Genomic DNA, 17,255 nt, shown 5'->3' on the forward strand with positions numbered 1-17,255 from the left:
CCTTACCTTAGGTTTAGATATTCTGTTTAATCAGTTCGATGACGTGTGTGATTTCGTCTTGAGTTAAAGCCCCTTCTTTCACGAATAAAATTTCGCCTTGTTTATTTTGTACGATAATCGCAGAACTTTCTTGCTGCAGATCCCAAGTTGTTGCTAATACGCCATTTTTGTCTAACACCATGGAAGACCAAGAGAATGTCTTTTTGCTGTCCTCTGCCGACGATTTTACAAATGTACCGGTTCCCCAGATGGCGTCTTCTTGGTTGATCACGGTTGTGGTCTGATACTGATCTTCAGGAAAGTGAGCGGCAGTGATTGCTGACATCAGCGGCGCGTTCATCTCTTTAGCTTTACTACGACCTGCAATGGCTTGTATCACACGGATTTTGCCTAACATCTGCTGAGTTGCCCAAGGTTGATAAGCCACATCGTCTCCTTGCAGCGTCATTTCGCCATAGGTATCAATGCTGACGGATGGGGTGGTTTGACCGACAGAAAGGTTATGAGAGAAGGCGAATGTCGGGGCGAGTGCGAGTAAGAGTGACAGAACAGATGGAGTTTTCATTGGGGGTTCCTGTAACGAAGTGAGGTTAGAGCGAATCAAAATAAGGGGCAAATACGATGCCCCTTATCGGATGTGGCGATTAGTTAGAAAGTACAACGCGCGCATTTAGCGGTTGCAGCGGACGATTGTTTTGTCCCATGACTTCCATCAGTTTCTCGGCTTGATCTTTGGATAAGGTTTGAGTGTCTTTAAGCACAAACCAGCGCACACCTTCTGAACATGGTGGTGTGGTTAAAGAGCCGTTAAATCGATAGTAGTTTGCAGTTTTTGGCAGTAAGTCGTTAATCTCAAACGTATCTTTAAAGAACGTGGTTTGATTCTCTTGTGGGATTGCGTTGATCAGTTTAGACAGTGCTGCGTTTTGATCGCCAGCATCAAACATCACCGAAATTACCGCCAACTCGTCGTCTGCGTTGGCGTGTACAAAGTGCGCTTCAAGTGGATATTGGCGGCCTTTGATTTGGTTTTCTGAAGGTGTGTGGAAATGGAACTGTTGCAGTTCGAACGTCTCGCCATCGATGGTGAAGCTGTTACGTCCGTTCACTTGCGCTTGCAGCGTATGACCATTGTTGGTTAAACCAATGACCTGACCAGTGTACGAAAGGTTCAGTGCTTCCAGTTTTGCATCGGCTGGGTTGTCGATGTTGATTGGGCTTTGGTTTTTCGTGGTTGCGCAGTCTTTGGCGATTTCTCCCCAGTGCTCTGGCCCGTGTTTGTCATTGCCATAGCCCCATTCCGAAGCCTGAGCCGCGCTTAGAGTGAGAAGTGAGAGTGAAAAAGCAAGTAGTGTTTTGTTCATAATAATGTCTCTGTTCGGTCGCTTCGATAAGCGTTGTTACAAGGCAATGACCTAGAGGTTTGATCACTGCCTGACAAATTAGAAACGGTGGCTGAGTTGGGCACCAATTAGGAACGCATTTGAATGGGTCACGCCCGTCACCATCGGTGCAGGAACACCTTCATACGCGTACTCTTCTACGTTGACATCTTCACCAATCAAGTACGTCATGCCGATGTCAACCGTGGTATCTGATGACCATTGGTAAGAGGCACCCGCAGATAACCAGTGACGGTTCGAATCTGGGATAGAAAGCGAAGTCAGCTCATCGACAGGTGTTTTGTCGAACATGTAACCCGTGCGAAGTGTCCAACGTTCATTGGCGTACCAAGTCGCACCGATGGAGTAGTGCGCGGAGTCTTGCCACTGAAAATCTTTTAGCAACTGATCATCAGCTTTCAAGCTGTCAAATGCTGACCAACCAATCCACTGCACAGAATAGTGCAGGGCAAATTTAGGTAAGACGCGGTGATAACCGGAAAACTCCGCAATATCCGGTAGCGGCATAGCAAGCGAGTCGTACGATTCGCCAGCAAAGTGGATGTCACCCTTGGCATCAATGTTAGGGCTGTGCTTGTAGCTTAAACCTAAGCGATGACGTTCGTTAAACTCGTACATCATGCCAATGTTCGCGCCAAGCCCAATGCCGCCAGCTTCCACATCAAGTGCGTTGCCTTTTACGGATCCACAGCGTTGTTCTAGTTCGTTTCCAAGTATGTTCCCACCAACGCAAACACCCACGTCCATATCGCGGTACAGCTCACCAGAGCCGTAAATCACATCAATACCACCACCGATACTAAAACGATCGTTCACCTTGTATGCCAAGCTTGCGCCAAGGTTGACACTCGCTACGCTGGTGACACCGCCAAAAACAGGTGCGCCATAGTTTGGTTTAAACTCCATGTCGGTTCCGAAGTTGGAGTATGCCGATAAGCCTAGATACCAGTCGTCGTTGATAGGGTGAATAAAGTAAAAATTGGGTACAACGGCTGGTTGACCAACGCCATCGACGTCATCAATGTCGGTCACGGTTTGAGAGAAGGACGGGGTAATTTCAACTTGAGGGGACGGAGGAAAACCGCCCATACCAACATTGACATCCGCATTAATGTTAGCTCGATGATATTGCGCATTTTTAACGGTAACGTCAGGTTTGACGTAAGTGACACCGAACGATAAGGCATTTTGTTTAAACAGCGTCATCGCTGCGGCGTTACGGCTGACTACAGACGCATTATCACCAATGACGGCATCACCAGCAAAAGCACGACCAAGACCCGTCGCCGAATGTTCGTTAATTTGAAAACCACCGGCATACGCCGTCGATGAGGCTAACCCGATTAATAAATAAATCGGTGAAAGAGTTAATTGTCGCTGCATGTTTTTTCTCATGAATTAATTAGAGGTTGTATTGCAACGAAAAGAAGTAAAATAAACAAATCTGACCAGTACATTTAGGGGTAAAACTAACAGTATGTTGACAATAAATAGATTTAAATTAATAAATATTTATTGATGAATTTATTAATGGTTCATGTCGTGAATATTGTGATTATTTTAAGTGTAAATTAAACTCTGAGCCTCTGTTTTTATTTTTGCGGTATTACTTCTCTATTTTTATTGTGCTGACTGTTCCCTAACAAACAGAGGCAAATCCAGCGATAAAGTGTTCGTGATGGAAACTCTGAGTCATTTGTATTTCCATTGCATCCCAACGTTGGTAGTTCGAATCAGCAAGAGAACTATCGTTTTAAACCCACATGACACACTCCTCTCGGTCTTACCTGTGTTATGTGGGTATTTTTTATTTAACTTATCACTTAACTCCTCTTGAAATTCAATAATTAAAAATGGCTATAATGAAATTTAAATTGATGGAATGTTGAATAATTTTGGATTTTACTGGTTTGTTGGTATTTAAAAGTTTTGTTTATAATACTTATAACTTGAATTTCTATATTAAAAATGATCTTTGTTATATTTATTGAATGATAAAGTTTTGAAGTGACTATAATATCTCGGATTTTTCACGTTAGTGATTTTATTCCTTCAGTATCTTGACGTTAATTTACCTATCTTTACGTCTCGTACCCTGTACGGCTAGGACAAATAGCAGTATAAAATCAAAACGATTATTTACTTCACTCCTGCTATGAAACTCAATAAAAAATGGCTCGTTTTGTGTGGCCTACTCGCTATTGGTGCTGGTGGTTATCATTATCTGCAACGTCCAGAACCCATTTCTCCTTACGCGACAGAAGTCGTGCGCAAAGGCAATATCGAAAAGGCGGTATTAGCCAACGGCATGTTGCAAGCGTCCAAATTGGTGAATGTAGGTGCGCAAGTATCTGGGCAAATTCAACGCCTCGCTGTGAACTTAGGGGATGAGATCAAACAGGGGGACTTGATTGCACAGATTGACAGCCTGACTCAGCAAAACAGCCTCAAAGAAGCCCAAGCGTCTCTTAATAGTCTCAATGCTCAGTATCAAGCTAAGCAAGCGCAGATTAAACAAGCAAACTATGAATTCGTGCGCCAAAAAGGCATGCTAGCGGCGAAAGCGAGCTCACGAGCTGATTACGAGAATGCCGAAGCGACGCTCGCCATCTACAAAGCCGAGTTAGCGCAACTGGATGCCGAAATCGAGAAAGCCAAAATCAACGTCGACAATGCGCAGTTAGATCTCGGTTACACCACCATCAACGCACCGATGGATGGCACGGTGGTCTACACCGCGGTGGAAGAAGGACAAACCGTAAACGCCAATCAAACCACGCCAACTATTATCGAGTTAGCCAAGTTAGATACGATGACAGTGAAAGCCGAAATTTCGGAAGCCGATGTGATTTTTGTTCACCCAGGCCAAACGGCGCTGTTCACCATTTTAGGCAAACCGAATCAGCAGTTTAAAGGCACATTGCGCGCCATTGAGCCGGGGCCAACCATCATGGATGGCGATGACAGCGATTTGAGCATTTCAGATAGCGACGCCATTTACTACAACGCTGTATTTGATGTGAAGAACCCGCAAGGTATTTTGCGCATCGGCATGACTGCGCAAGTTTCGATTGTCCTTGAGCAATCGGAAAATACCTTGATTGTCCCTTCACAAGTGCTGCAAAAATCTGGCGGCAAAGGCAACTATACCGTGCCAGTTCTTGAACAGGGCCAAGTGTTGCAAAAGCCCGTGACAGTGGGTATTAACAACAAAGTGAACGCAGAAATTCTCTCAGGTTTGAAGGAGGGCGACCAAGTTGTTCTTGGCAATGCCATGGATGGAGAATCATCAAGCCGAGGTGATCGTCGTCGACCTCCAATGAGGTTCTAATATGAGTGACGTGCTTTTAAAAGTTGAGGATTTAACTCGACGATTTGTCTCTGGCGACGAGTCGCTTACCGTGTTGAACCACATTAATTTAGAGATAAAACGCGGTGAAATGGTCGCGATCGTGGGGGCATCAGGCTCAGGTAAATCGACGCTGATGAATGTGCTCGGCTGCTTGGATAAACCGTCCAGCGGTCGATACTTCATTAATGGGCAAGATGTCTCGACGTTGGAATCTGATCAACTGGCGGAACTGCGCCGCGAGTATTTTGGCTTTATATTCCAGCGTTACCATCTGCTGGGGGATTTAACCGCGGTGGCAAACGTGGAAGTACCGGCGGTTTACGCGGGAGTTCCTCATCGTCAAAGAACGGATCGAGCGCAGTCGTTATTGGCTCGCTTAGGGCTGGAAGATCGTTTCACTCACAAGCCCAGCCAACTGAGTGGTGGCCAGCAACAGCGCGTGAGTGTTGCTCGTGCACTGATGAACGGCGGTGAGGTGATTCTCGCTGATGAGCCCACTGGCGCATTAGACAGTCACAGTGGGCAAGAGATGATGGCACTGCTTAAAGAGTTGCATCAACTTGGGCATACGGTCATCTTAGTGACTCATGATATGAACGTGGCGAACTTTGCGGATCGCATCATTGAAATCAAAGATGGTGAAATCATTGCAGATACGCCAAATGCACAAGTTGTAATCAATGAGCAAGCAGTACAGACACCGAGCACGTCTTTTCATCGCCCAGCGCAAGTCGCCAGTAAGTGGTGGAAGTGGGACAGTTTTATTGACGCGCTCAAAATGGCGCTGCTGGCGATGTCTAGCCACAGAATGCGCACGTTTTTGACCATGCTCGGCATCATTATTGGTATAGCCTCGGTGGTTTCCGTGGTGGCACTAGGTAATGGTTCACAACAGCAAATTTTGTCGAATATTTCATCCATGGGAACAAACACCATTGATGTCAGGCCGGGCAAAGGGTTTGGTGACCGCCGCTCCGGACGAGTGAAAACGCTAACCGCCGACGATGCTAAATCGTTGGAGAGTCTACCTTTTGTCGACAGTGTCACGCCGTCTTTATCCAACAGCTTAACCGTGCGTTACGCCAATCAGGATGCAACCGCGTCTGTGGAAGGGGTTGGGGAAGATTATTTCCGTGTGCGCGGTTATGAGATCGCCAAAGGTCAGTTTTGGGATGAAGAGAGCGTGAACTCACTCGCCCAAGAAGCAGTGATTGATGACAACACCAGAAAGGAAATGTTTGCGGATAGAAATCCGATTGGTGAAGTGATTTTTCTTGGTTCATTGCCAGTGCGTATTGTGGGTGTCACGCAGAAAAAAGAAGACGCGTTTGGCAACAGCGACGCGCTGAAAATTTGGGTGCCATACACCACCATGTCGGGACGAATGATGGGACAACGCTACCTCAACGGCATTACTGTACGGATTGATGAGAACGCCCCAAGCGCAGCGGTAGAACAGAGCATCATCAACTTGTTAAAAATGCGCCACGGTACAGAAGATTTCTTCACGATTAACACTGACACCATTCGTCAGAGCATCGAGAAAACCACCGCCACCATGACGTTACTGATCTCAGCGATTGCGGTGATCTCCCTAATTGTCGGCGGAATTGGCGTAATGAACATCATGTTGGTGTCGGTGACAGAGCGCACGAAAGAGATCGGTGTACGAATGGCTGTGGGTGCGCGGCAAGCGGATATTTTGCGTCAGTTTTTGATTGAAGCGGTACTAGTGTGTTTGTGTGGTGGCATTGCTGGTATTGGCTTGGCGTTTTTGATTGGTTTTGCATTCAGTACATCTGGCAGCAGCTTCCAAATGATTTACTCAATGAACTCGATCATCTGGGCGTTTATTTGCTCAACGTTGATTGGCATCGCTTTCGGCTTTTTACCCGCTCGCAATGCCGCCAAACTCGATCCGATAGAAGCGCTAGCGAGAGACTAAAAATGAGTAACACAATGAAATTCAAAACTCGATTGGTCGCGGCTGCCTTAAGTGCAGTGTGGTTGTCAGGTTGTGGGTCGCTTATGCGTAGCAACTATCAAGCTCCTGAGGTGCAAGTGCCTGCAAATTGGCAACAGATGCATGTTGCGGGTGATGTCAGCATGGATCCTTGGTGGTTGGCGTTTAACGACCCAACGCTTAATCAATACATTGCTCAGGTGTTGGCTCAAAACAACGATTTGACGCTGGCAACGCTAACGCTAAAGAAAGCGCGTTTACAGCTGGGTTTAACGCAAGATGACCTTTTCCCTACGTTGAGTTCTTCCACATCAGGACAAGTTCAAAAATCTCTTGATAGCGGGGAATCGGCAGATAGCTACAGCACTAACTTGTCCGTCAATTACGAGTTGGATTTGTGGGGAAAAATCTCGGCAGACGTTGACCAAGCCAAGTGGACGGCGATGGCAAGTCAACAAGATCGCGAGGCGACCGCACAAAGTTTGGTGGCAACGACGGCATCGTTATATTGGCAAATCGGCTATCTAAAACAGCGCTTAAACCTCAGTCAGCGTAATGTGGAAGACGCAGCTCAAACGCTACAATTGATTAAAAAACAGTACCAACTTGGCGCTGTGGATCAGTTAGATGTGCTTGAAGCCAAACGTACGTTGGCAAGCTTACAAGCGCAGCAAAGTGAGTTTGAACAGAGTTTACTTGAGGCAAACCACGCCTTTGCGATTTTGTTCAATCAACCGCCGAAGAGCATCAGTGCAAACATCCAAATGCTGCCTGAAGGCGATATGCCATCGTTGAGTGTTGGTGCTCCGTCTGATTTATTGATCCGCAGACCCGACATTAAAGCAGCGCTTTATGAAGTCAAAGCCGCGCTAGCAAATAAAGACGCAGCAGATTTAGACTACTTGCCCAAGCTGACGCTCACTGGGGCTTTGGGTGGATCGTCACAAGCGCTCAAAGACCTGCTTTCCAACCCGATCGGCAGTTTAGGTGCGGATATGACGTTGCCGTTTTTGCAGTGGAATGAGATGAAAAATAGCCAAGCCATTGCCGATTTAGACTATCAATCGGCTATTGTGAGTTATCGCCAAGTGTTGTACGCCGCATTCCAAGATGTCGAAAATGCCTTGTCAGCACGCGAGAAATTGAAGTATCAGGCGGCGCGTTTACAAGAGCAATATGATGCCGCAAGTGCCGCTGAGTCCATTTATGCTGCGCGGTATCAGTATGGCTCGACGTCGATCATGGACTATTTGAATGCACAAGAAGACACCAGAAACGCGCAAGCTTCTTTGTTGGAAAACCGCTACAACCAGTTTCTCACTCAGGTTACGCTTTACCAGTCTTTAGGAGGAACCGACGTTGCGCCGTTGTAATTAGGGATCAGCGCACACTAGCGAAGCGTCATGCAACAAAGCCTTTTTTGAAGGTATTACTGGTCCCATTGATGGGGCCAGTAATAAAAGCTTAAGTTACTTGGCGAACTTCTTGAAAGGTGCATCAACCGGAGTGTCAGCTAGGTGATTGGTGTAGTTACTCATCACTTTTTGCGCTAGACCAAGTACAATTTCAAGCAGTTGCTGCTGTCCGTAACCCGCCGCAAAGAACTTCTCTATCTGAGACTCTTCCACTACACCACGTTGGCGCACCATTTGAAGCGTTGTTTCTCGTAGTGTTTCAAGTTTTTCGTCTGCCAATGGTGTTTGGTTGACGAGAGCATCAACAATCTCCTGATCCACTTTCATTGACGCCGCGATCGCACTATGAGCAGGAACGCAATAGTGACAACCATGTTCAACGTTGATGGTTTGCCATACGACGGTCAATTCTTCTGCGTTAAATGATGTTTGTTGAAAGAGCTCATGCACAACTTGATAACCCTCAAGCAAGGTTGGCGCTTCAGCCATAACAGCATGAAGATTTGGTAGCATGCCAAACGCTTTGACTGAATTTTCAATCAGATGCTTTGATCCTTCGGGTGCGTTTTCTGCGGTATACAGTTTAAATTCTGCCATGTTTAAATCTCCTGTAATTGGATATGAGCGGATTAGGCAAGAACAGGATAGTTGATTTTGAGCGGTCGCTCAATATAAAATTGAGCATATGTTCAAAATTGATAATTGCTCATGGCGAATACAAAGAAATTCCAACGTGATGAAGTGGTGAAAGCTGCCTCGGATCTATTCTGGAAGAAAGGTTTTCATGCAACATCTACACGTGATTTACAAGATAGCGTTAATCTGCGTCCTGGAAGTATCTATGCGACGTTTGGGTCAAAAGAGGGGCTATATTGTGAAGCGCTAAAAATGTACGTTGCGAACTTACAAGCCCTGTTTGAGTTGCATTTAGCTCAGAACACAACGGTTCTAGATGCAATAGAAGCTTTCGCGATTGATGTGGTTATCAATCAGCGAGACTCCAATCCCAGTGAAGTGTGCATGTTAGTCAAATCAGCAAGTGAATTTGCTGAGGATTTTAATGCGCTGCGCAATCAAACAAACAGCTTAGCAAACCAATTTGAATCTTTTCTTGCAAAGCTGTTTGAGCGAGCAATCGAGAATGGCGAAATTGAAGCCCAGGATACATTGCTTCTTGCTCAGTTGTTCCAGGTTCAGTTTACGGGTATACGAGCCTACTCATACCGCAGTGATGATGAAACCTTAAAGACGTTGATCTCTATTATGGTGAACAGCTTCCGCGGTAACGTACCAAAACAGAACGCTGAATGAGACTGCTCAAAGTCAACGTCTCTAAATCAACGGCTTGAAGTAAGCGAGCTCAAATAAACCCGTTATCGGGGGTCGATGTCGATAAAAAATGACCACGAAGCATCGTGGTCATTTTTATGCAGATTAACTTGCAATGAACAACAACGGCTTATTAAAAGCGAAACTCTTCTAAGTTATTGCTGCTTTCTAACATTTTTTCAGCCACATAACGATGCGTTGCTGTGGTTGGGTGAGTCACATCCCAGAACACGAACTTATCTGCGCCAGATGCTGCACATTCAGAACGTAATGAGTGAGTGTACATGTAGTCAACAGAGGATGAACGGTTGATGTCTAAGCAAGGGTCGCTTGCATTTACGAAACCGTGTTCTTCTGGTGCCGAGGTTAACTTCTCAAACAGTGCGTGTGTATCAAACAATGCGATGTTGTAGCCTTGGGCTTTGTAGTACATCGCTTGTGCTTTGATGAACTCGTTCATCTTCAATACTTTCGCACGAATCGTTTCAATTTCTTCCTGTGTTGAGTATTTGAACTGTGGTGCTTTGGTTGCATCTGGCAGTGTCATCAACATGAAGTTCTTCGCGCCAGCGTCTGTTAAACGAATCAGAGCTTCAGCGTAATCCGCTTTTACTTCCGGCACGCTACGGTTGTAGTTCATGAAATCATTTAAACCAAACTCTAACGTAAACAATGTGTTAGCAGGGTTGTAGTTCTTCGCCAGCTTTGTGTAGGTTAAGTAAGAAGAAACTTGTTCGCCGACACCAGTTAGCGCGATGTATTGGTTTTCACCTGCTGCGCCACCAACTGCCCAGTTGTATAGCGGTAAGTTTTTGGCTTTAGCAACGTATTCCGTCCAAACAAAACCGTTTGAGAAGTGACCCAAGAACCAGCTATTCGGGTTAGGAAAGCGCCATTGGGACGCGTTAAAGATGTTGCCTGTATCAGACAAGCTATCGCCTAAAGCCACTACTTTGTTTATCTGATCTGGTTGCATTGCAGCATCATTGCTCCAGATCGTGTGGTTATAAGAATAACGATTGTCGGCAGCAAAAAATGTAATGTCTGCGTTCTCGTTCGCTAGATCTAGTGTTTCTTCACAACGCTGGCGAATTACGTTTTGTGAGGTATTGGTGTAGAACATGTTTTTAAATGAAACAGAGCTCCACCAATAACCATCGATAGTGAAGTCACTACCATCTTTGTTTTTTGCCCATTTCCAATCGGTAGCCGCATCGTCCTTAGAGTGGCTCGTACGATACCAGCATCGAACGTACGTATAAGTTTGATTTTCTTGCGCGCTAACCACTTCAGCCGCAGAAACCATTGCTGGTGATAAAGTTGGCTCCTCTGCAATGGCGGAGGCAAGCGGAAGTAATGCAGTTAATAGTGTGATTGTTTTTTTCATCATTCACTCTTCTTGTAATGGTTATTGTTCCGAATGCGTGAATACGCTCGGCTATAACAGTATTTAGATGAGAATTTTTCTCACTAAACCTTCTAATTCTGAGTAAATGCTCAAGACAGTCAACAACTAAATATTCAATATTTCAGTTTTGGCACCACGGTCAAAAAATCCATTCAGCATAGCAATCGATTAAATGGGTGATATTTAGAATAATTACTCACTAACATTAATTTAACATTCACTTTTTGTTAATTAAGTAATTGCTTTATAAGGTTTTGTCGATGATTTTTAATGTTAACTTAAAGTGTTTATTGAATGATCTTTTGTACAAATTTGTATATTCATGAAACAAATTGTTTGGCATTTTTGCTCTGTAAACTATAGCTGAAGCTCTCATGTAAACATCATGATGATGACTTTTCATGAGAATATAGTGAATAAAAATTAGCTCAAATAAGGAATAGGGCAAATGCACTACACAACAAGTAAAAAACAAGGCTTATTTTCGTTGTCTGCCGTAGCAATAGCACTGACCACTTCGATGTCAGCGTTTGCGGCTCCACCAATGGGATTTGATGAATCTAAGTTACCGACGAAGTACATCGTCAAATTCAAAGAAGATGCAGTCAGCCGTTCTTCAATGGGTGGTAACTCATTCTGGGGGCCACGAATCGCGCAGGAGTCTGTTCTAGAACAGGTGAAGGCACGTAAGGTGGAAAAACTAGGCAATCGCGCCATTTACAGCGTTGAATTGGATGGCGATGACTTAGAGCCGCTTCGCAATCGTAGTGATGTGGAATACGTGGAAGTCGATCCACCTCGCTATTTGCTCAGCGAAACGACCCCATGGGGATATGAAGCGGTTAATGCTCAACTGCTAGCTGACTTCAATGCGGGTAATCGCACTGTATGTATTATCGATTCAGGGTACGACATTTCGCACAACGACCTAAGCGGTAACCGCGTTGCTGGTACTAACGATAGTGGTACGGGATCATGGAGTGATCCGGGTAACAACAATGCCCACGGTACTCACGTCGCGGGTACGATTGCTGCGATTGCCAACACCGAAGGTGTAAAGGGTGTGATGCCAAACCAGAATGTGAATTTGCACATCGTGAAAGTATTTAACGAATCGGGTTGGGGTTACTCATCTGGGCTTGTTAAAGCAATCCAGACCTGTGCCGATAATGGTGCTAACGTTGTGAACATGAGCCTTGGTGGTAGTCAATCAAGCCGAACTGAGCAAAATGCACTGCAAAATATTTACGATCAAGGCGTTCTATTGATCGCCGCAGCGGGTAATGATGGCAATACAGCGCACAGCTATCCAGCTTCTTATGACTCAGTGATGTCTGTTGCGGCTGTTGATAATCAAAATGATCATGCAGCGTTCTCACAATCTACTAATCAAGTTGAGATCTCAGGCCCGGGTGTGGCGATCTTATCAACGGTTACGGTAGGTGAAGGTAAACTTTCTGATATTACCTTGAATGGTGTCAGTCAGTTTGATCGTGGGATTGTTCCTCACAATCGTTTGATCAATAACGGTTCTTCGTATGTTCCGGATCCAATCGCGGGTTCAGTAACGGCAACGCTAGATAGCTGTGATGTATCTGGCGGTAACTTTAACTGTGGTGATATGTCGGGCAAAATTTGTTTGACTGAGCGTATCGGCAACCAGTCTTCAGGAAACTACCCTGAAGTAGATGCGGTTCAGGCTTGTTACAATGCGGGTGCGCGAGCTGCAATCGTATACAGCAACTCTGAACTACCTGGTTTACAAAACCCTTTCTTGGTAGACACAAACAACGCTTATCGTATGGTTTCGGTAACGGTTGATCGTGCATTTGGTCAAGAGCTATTGGGGTATGTTGGTCAGGAAATTACTGTTGCAACAACCTCTGGTGAAGATTACGAGTACTACAATGGTACATCAATGGCGACACCGCACGTAACGGGCGTAGCTGGCTTGGTGTGGAGTTACCACCCAACCTGTACAGCAGCGCAAGTACGTAATGCCCTAGTGAAAACTGCAACAGATATTGATGTTGCTGGTCGAGACAACCGTACTGGCCACGGCCTAGTTAATGCTGAAGCGGCGAAGCTGTTCTTGGACGCTGGCTGTAATGGACCTGATGGTGGTAGCTCTTCGGACTCTAGCTTCTCAAATACCAGCCCTGTTGCGATTCCAGATAATAAATCTTCTGGCGCAATCAGTGCAGTAGAAGTCGATCGCTCTGGTGATTCAGGCACAGTAAGTATTGACGTTGATATTAGCCACACTTACATCGGTGATCTACGAGTGACTTTAACGTCACCGACTGGTGGAGAAGTTGTACTTCACAATAATACTGGCGGCAGCGCTAACGATATAAAAAACACGTTCCAAGCGGATTTTTCTGGTTTTGAATCGCAAGGTACATGGGAACTAAAAGCGGTGGACAGTGCCAGAAGAGACACAGGCACCATCAACAGTTGGACTCTGACCTTTCAATAAGGAGTGGCTATGAAGAAGTTGACCTTACTTTCTTTGTCTGCGGTAGGCGCTACCGCACTATTGGCAATCGGACTGAGCTCAAGCAGCTTGGCAAACAATCAAGGATTTCCTCTCGTGGATGAACGCCAAGATCAAGCCGAGCAGCAACCTGCACGTTACTTTGTTAAGTATCATGAAGGGAAAGAGAGCGAAGTGAGAGCGCTTCTTCGTCAGCACAACATTGAAGTGGTCGACGCTCTGGTGAAACAACACGTGTTGGTTGTGGTGGGTGAACTGGCGGAAGTCGATAAGCTCGCGGATCACGATGCGGTCGAATATACCGAGCAAGAGCCGACAAGAAAGCTGCTATCTAACGGAACTACGCTTCAATAAGCCAAACTTTCTTAAGATAGTGCCAAAAAGAAAAACGCCCCTCACGTGAGGGGCGTTTGTTTTCTTTCTACGATTGCTTTTTTCTAAAGTTCGTCGTTTGCTATGACTAGAGATTCTTGAAGATTGATGCTGATGAGCCTATTCCCGCATCAATCAAGTCAGTTATCAGCTAGTCATATTCAGACTAACTACTTAGCGAACAATCAAACCCAGTAGGATACCAACAGCGCCGAAGTCTGCGTCACTAAAGGTCGTGTTAGCAAAGCCTAGGTCACCCAGTACTGGCATTAGGAATACTGGTAGGAAGGTAATCAGTAGACCTTGTGCAAAAGCACCCAAGATTGCACCGCGACGACCACCTGTAGCGTTACCAAATACACCTGCTGCTGCACCCACGAAGAAGTGTGGAACAACACCTGGGATAATCACAGTAAGCCCCATCACGTAAAGTAGGAACATACCCAAAAGACCCGCCGCAAAGCTCGATAGGAAGCCAACCAATACTGCGTTTGGTGCGTATGGGAATACAACCGGACAATCAAGCGCAGGTTTTGCGTTTGGTACTAGTTTGTCTGAGATACCTTTAAACGCTGGAACGATTTCTGCGATAACCATACGTACACCTTGAAGAATAACGTACACACCACCGGCGAATGTGATGGATTGCATCAGCGCGAACATGAACCAGTGCTTACCACCGCTAACTTCGCGTACAAAGTCACCGCCAGCGAAGATACACGTCACCATAAAGATGATGCCCATGGTGAACGAGATTGCTACAGGCGTATCACGTAGGAACAACAAGCTCTTAGGTACGTTCATCTCTTCAGTAGAGTGTTCTTTGTTACCGAACTTGCTGCCAATAAAGCCAGCTAGCACGTAAGAAAGGGTAGAGAAGTGACCAATCGCAACGTCGTCAGAACCTGTTACTTGCTTCATGTACTTGTGAGCAATCGCAGGGAAGAACACCATCACAGAGCCCACAACCAGAGAGCCAAGCGCGATCAGTGGAACACCTTTCATGCCGCTAGAAGCAAGGATCGCCGCTACCATCATCGACATAAATAACGTGTGGTGACCCGTTAGGAAGATGAATTTCCATGGAGTGAAGCGAGCGATCAGAATGTTCACTAACATACCGAAGAACATGATCATCGCCATCTCTTTACCAAACGCTTCTTGCGCGATAGAGACGATAGCTTCGTTGTTTGGAACCACGCCAGTGATGCCAAATGCGTGTTGGAAAATCGTCGCAAAGTCACCCAGAGAAGTCACAACCAGACCAGCACCCGCGCCAAGCACGATGAAACCTAGAATGGTTTTTACCGTGCCTTTAATACACTCGGTGACCGGTTTTTTCTGGGCAATTAAGCCGATTAGGGCGATGAGACCTACCAGAACCGCCGGCTCTGATAAGACATCGTTCATTAAGAAACTGAAGAATTCCATAACGCCACCTTATAGAGCGCCAAGCTCTTGAAGTGCCACAGATAGACGCTCTTTCATTGCCACTTTGTCGACCATGTTATCAAGCGCAACGATGCGTGGTTCAACGCCAAGTGCGTTCAACTGTTCAACGATATCGTTAGTACCGATGAAGATGTCACAATCCGTACCTTTTGCAGAACCTAGATCGATATGATCCACTTCTGCGTTTACATTCAATTCTTTCACGATGCCTTTGATGCTCATTTCCATCATTAGGCTAGTACCAAGACCGTGACCGCAAACAACCATAATTTTCATAATTCAGACCTTTTCTTTTTATAGGGGTGTATGCCCATTTTGAAGGGCACATCAGGAGTTAGTATTTTTCGATGATCGCGAGAACATCTTGTGTGTTTTGAGCGGTGCAGATGGCTTCTACATGCTCTTCATTCATAAACAACTCAGCCAGTTTAGAAATCGCATCCACGTGCGAGTTACTGTCTGTCGCGGCTAACGTAACCAGCATTTTTACTGGATCGTTACCTTCAGAATCGAAGTTCACGCCGTTTTGAATCACCGTGATAGCAAGAGACAAACGGTTAACGCCATCTTCAGGGCGAGCGTGTGGCATTGCCATACCAGGACCTACCACGTAGTAAGGACCTAGCTCTTCGTGTGAGCGGTAAATAGCGTCCACGTAGCTTGGCTCAATCGCACCATTTTCAATCAGTGCTTCACAGGATTTGCTCACCGCATCTTTCCAGTCAGTAGCATCAGAATGGATGCGAATCACATCAGAGGTAATCAGTTCACGTAGCATTGGATCTTTCCGGTTTGTTGTTTTGTTGATGGGTACTTTATCGATCAATTTGTCAGAAAAACCTGAGAATGATCACAAATGGTAGCGCTATCTGATAGCGCTATCATAAATTGTGATAGCGCTACCATTTTTATCAATCATCCGAGTTTCATATGCTTGTGATCGACTTCTAATGCGCTAATATCAAAACCACTAAAACGCTGTGGTAAGATGTCGCGGCAGAAAATAGAGAACACTAAATAAGAACAATGAGCGAACCTCGCAAACGAAGAAGTACTGGCAATGTCACCTTGGCGGACGTCGCTAAAAAAGCCGGCGTAGGCACCATGACGGTGTCGCGAGCATTACGAACGCCCGAGCTAGTATCTGACAAGCTGAGAGAAAAGATTCAACAGGTGGTTGATGAGCTCGGCTATATCCCGAATAAAGCGGCAGGGGCTTTGGCATCTGCTGAAAGTTACTCCATCGCTCTTATCATTCCTTCCCTGTTTGAAAAAGCGTGCGCGCTTTTCTTACCGAGCTTTCAACAAGCGTTGAACAAGGCGGGTTATCAGTTGCTGCTTGGCTACAGCGACTACTCGGTAGAACAAGAAGAGAAACTGCTTTCGACATTTCTTGAGAGCCGCCCAGCGGGAGTGGTGCTGTTTGGTAATGAACACAGCCAACGTACCAATCAACTTTTGGAAGCCTCGAACACACCAGTATTGGAAATTGCTGAGTTAAGTTCGAAAGCGAGCTATCTCAATATCGGCGTTGACCATTTTGAGGTGGGTAAAGCCTGTACCAAGCATGTGATTGAGCAAGGCTTCAAGAACGTGGGCTTCATTGGGGCACGTGGGGATCACTCCACTTTGCAACGTAAGCTGCACGGCTGGCAAAGCGCGATGATTGAGAACTACCTTGCACCGGACCATTTCTTAACCACCCACGAAGCGCCATCTTCACAATTAGGTGCGGAAGGGTTGGCAAAGTTATTGCTGCGCGATTCAAGTTTGAATGCTCTGGTATGTAGCCATGAAGAGATTGCGATTGGCGCGTTGTTTGAGTGTCACCGCCGAGTGCTGAAAGTCCCGACCGACATTGCGATTATCTGTTTGGAAGGCTCTTCCATGGGTGAGCACGCCTACCCAAGTTTGACCTGTGCGGAATTCGATTACGAACGTATGGGGACGAAAGCCGCAGACAAGTTACTGCAAGCCATTAAAGGCGAGCCTGTAGAGCACGCAACGGACATGGGCTTTAAGCTAAAACGCCGAGCGAGTACTGCAATCAACTAATTTTATTTG

Annotated in this window: 15 protein-coding genes; 7 read left to right on the forward strand and 8 right to left on the reverse strand. The window is 45.8% G+C overall.

Annotated features, from left to right (window positions below; genetic code table 11):
- Positions 1 to 13 precede the first annotated feature (13 nt).
- The 3 genes from R7P35_RS14645 to R7P35_RS14655 all read right to left on the reverse strand — a co-directional run bounded on the left by R7P35_RS14645 (position 14) and on the right by R7P35_RS14655 (position 2,786).
- The gene (locus R7P35_RS14645; protein ID WP_017635079.1) at positions 14 to 565 is read right to left on the reverse strand and encodes a YtfJ family protein; all 552 of its coding nucleotides are present in this window, start codon (positions 563 to 565) and stop codon (positions 14 to 16) included.
- A 79-nt stretch (positions 566 to 644) separates the two neighbouring features.
- Positions 645 to 1,364, reverse strand: a complete 720-nt coding sequence (locus tag R7P35_RS14650) for a carbonic anhydrase (RefSeq protein WP_017635080.1) — start codon at positions 1,362 to 1,364, stop codon at positions 645 to 647.
- 78 nt (positions 1,365 to 1,442) lie between these two features.
- Complete coding sequence (locus tag R7P35_RS14655; RefSeq protein WP_017635081.1) at positions 1,443 to 2,786, reverse strand: OmpP1/FadL family transporter; 1,344 nt, start codon at positions 2,784 to 2,786, stop codon at positions 1,443 to 1,445.
- A gap of 772 nt (positions 2,787 to 3,558) precedes the next feature.
- On the opposite strand from R7P35_RS14655, the gene R7P35_RS14660 reads away from it, so the two are divergent.
- Genes R7P35_RS14660 through R7P35_RS14670 form a run of 3 tightly spaced genes read left to right on the forward strand, consistent with a single transcriptional unit; the run spans position 3,559 to position 8,091 of the window.
- The gene (locus tag R7P35_RS14660) at positions 3,559 to 4,734 is read left to right on the forward strand and encodes an efflux RND transporter periplasmic adaptor subunit (protein WP_318092257.1); all 1,176 of its coding nucleotides are present in this window, start codon (positions 3,559 to 3,561) and stop codon (positions 4,732 to 4,734) included.
- Position 4,735: 1 nt separating this feature from the next.
- Positions 4,736 to 6,700 (forward strand): MacB family efflux pump subunit, encoded by a 1,965-nt coding sequence (locus R7P35_RS14665; RefSeq protein WP_025768038.1) that lies wholly within the window; start codon positions 4,736 to 4,738, stop codon positions 6,698 to 6,700.
- Between the two features lie 14 nt (positions 6,701 to 6,714).
- Positions 6,715 to 8,091, forward strand: coding sequence for an efflux transporter outer membrane subunit (locus R7P35_RS14670; RefSeq protein WP_025768037.1), 1,377 nt, complete (start codon positions 6,715 to 6,717; stop codon positions 8,089 to 8,091).
- 96 nt (positions 8,092 to 8,187) lie between these two features.
- On the opposite strand, the gene R7P35_RS14675 is transcribed toward R7P35_RS14670, so the two are convergent.
- A complete protein-coding gene (locus tag R7P35_RS14675; RefSeq protein ID WP_005374097.1) occupies positions 8,188 to 8,730 on the reverse strand; it encodes a carboxymuconolactone decarboxylase family protein in 543 nt (180 codons plus the stop codon).
- Positions 8,731 to 8,841: 111 nt separating this feature from the next.
- Between R7P35_RS14675 and R7P35_RS14680 the strand changes: the two genes are divergently transcribed.
- Positions 8,842 to 9,444 (forward strand): TetR/AcrR family transcriptional regulator, encoded by a 603-nt coding sequence (locus R7P35_RS14680; RefSeq protein WP_005384344.1) that lies wholly within the window; start codon positions 8,842 to 8,844, stop codon positions 9,442 to 9,444.
- 151 nt (positions 9,445 to 9,595) lie between these two features.
- Here R7P35_RS14680 and R7P35_RS14685 read toward each other — a convergent pair whose 3' ends face one another.
- Positions 9,596 to 10,852: a type 2 secretion system lipase gene (locus R7P35_RS14685; protein ID WP_104980377.1), complete on the reverse strand. Its 1,257-nt coding sequence runs from the start codon at positions 10,850 to 10,852 to the stop codon at positions 9,596 to 9,598.
- A 466-nt stretch (positions 10,853 to 11,318) separates the two neighbouring features.
- Here R7P35_RS14685 and R7P35_RS14690 point away from each other — a divergent pair, with 466 nt between their 5' ends.
- Both R7P35_RS14690 and R7P35_RS14695 read left to right on the forward strand, forming a co-directional pair.
- Positions 11,319 to 13,349, forward strand: coding sequence for a S8 family serine peptidase (locus R7P35_RS14690; protein WP_025768035.1), 2,031 nt, complete (start codon positions 11,319 to 11,321; stop codon positions 13,347 to 13,349).
- A 9-nt stretch (positions 13,350 to 13,358) separates the two neighbouring features.
- The gene (locus tag R7P35_RS14695; protein WP_318092259.1) at positions 13,359 to 13,721 is read left to right on the forward strand and encodes an ATPase; all 363 of its coding nucleotides are present in this window, start codon (positions 13,359 to 13,361) and stop codon (positions 13,719 to 13,721) included.
- Between the two features lie 192 nt (positions 13,722 to 13,913).
- Here R7P35_RS14695 and R7P35_RS14700 read toward each other — a convergent pair whose 3' ends face one another.
- Genes R7P35_RS14700 through R7P35_RS14710 form a run of 3 tightly spaced genes read right to left on the reverse strand, consistent with a single transcriptional unit; the run spans position 13,914 to position 15,969 of the window.
- Positions 13,914 to 15,170, reverse strand: coding sequence for a PTS ascorbate transporter subunit IIC (locus R7P35_RS14700; RefSeq protein ID WP_005384349.1), 1,257 nt, complete (start codon positions 15,168 to 15,170; stop codon positions 13,914 to 13,916).
- Positions 15,171 to 15,179: 9 nt separating this feature from the next.
- Positions 15,180 to 15,467: a PTS sugar transporter subunit IIB gene (locus R7P35_RS14705; RefSeq protein ID WP_005374080.1), complete on the reverse strand. Its 288-nt coding sequence runs from the start codon at positions 15,465 to 15,467 to the stop codon at positions 15,180 to 15,182.
- Positions 15,468 to 15,525: 58 nt separating this feature from the next.
- Positions 15,526 to 15,969, reverse strand: coding sequence for a PTS sugar transporter subunit IIA (locus R7P35_RS14710; protein ID WP_005384357.1), 444 nt, complete (start codon positions 15,967 to 15,969; stop codon positions 15,526 to 15,528).
- 248 nt (positions 15,970 to 16,217) lie between these two features.
- Between R7P35_RS14710 and R7P35_RS14715 the strand changes: the two genes are divergently transcribed.
- Positions 16,218 to 17,246 (forward strand): LacI family DNA-binding transcriptional regulator, encoded by a 1,029-nt coding sequence (locus R7P35_RS14715; RefSeq protein WP_005442357.1) that lies wholly within the window; start codon positions 16,218 to 16,220, stop codon positions 17,244 to 17,246.
- The last annotated feature ends 9 nt before the right edge of the window (positions 17,247 to 17,255 follow it).

Origin of the sequence: Vibrio sp. Vb0304, from assembly GCF_033338995.1 — a bacterium.
GTDB lineage: Bacteria > Pseudomonadota > Gammaproteobacteria > Enterobacterales > Vibrionaceae > Vibrio > Vibrio alginolyticus.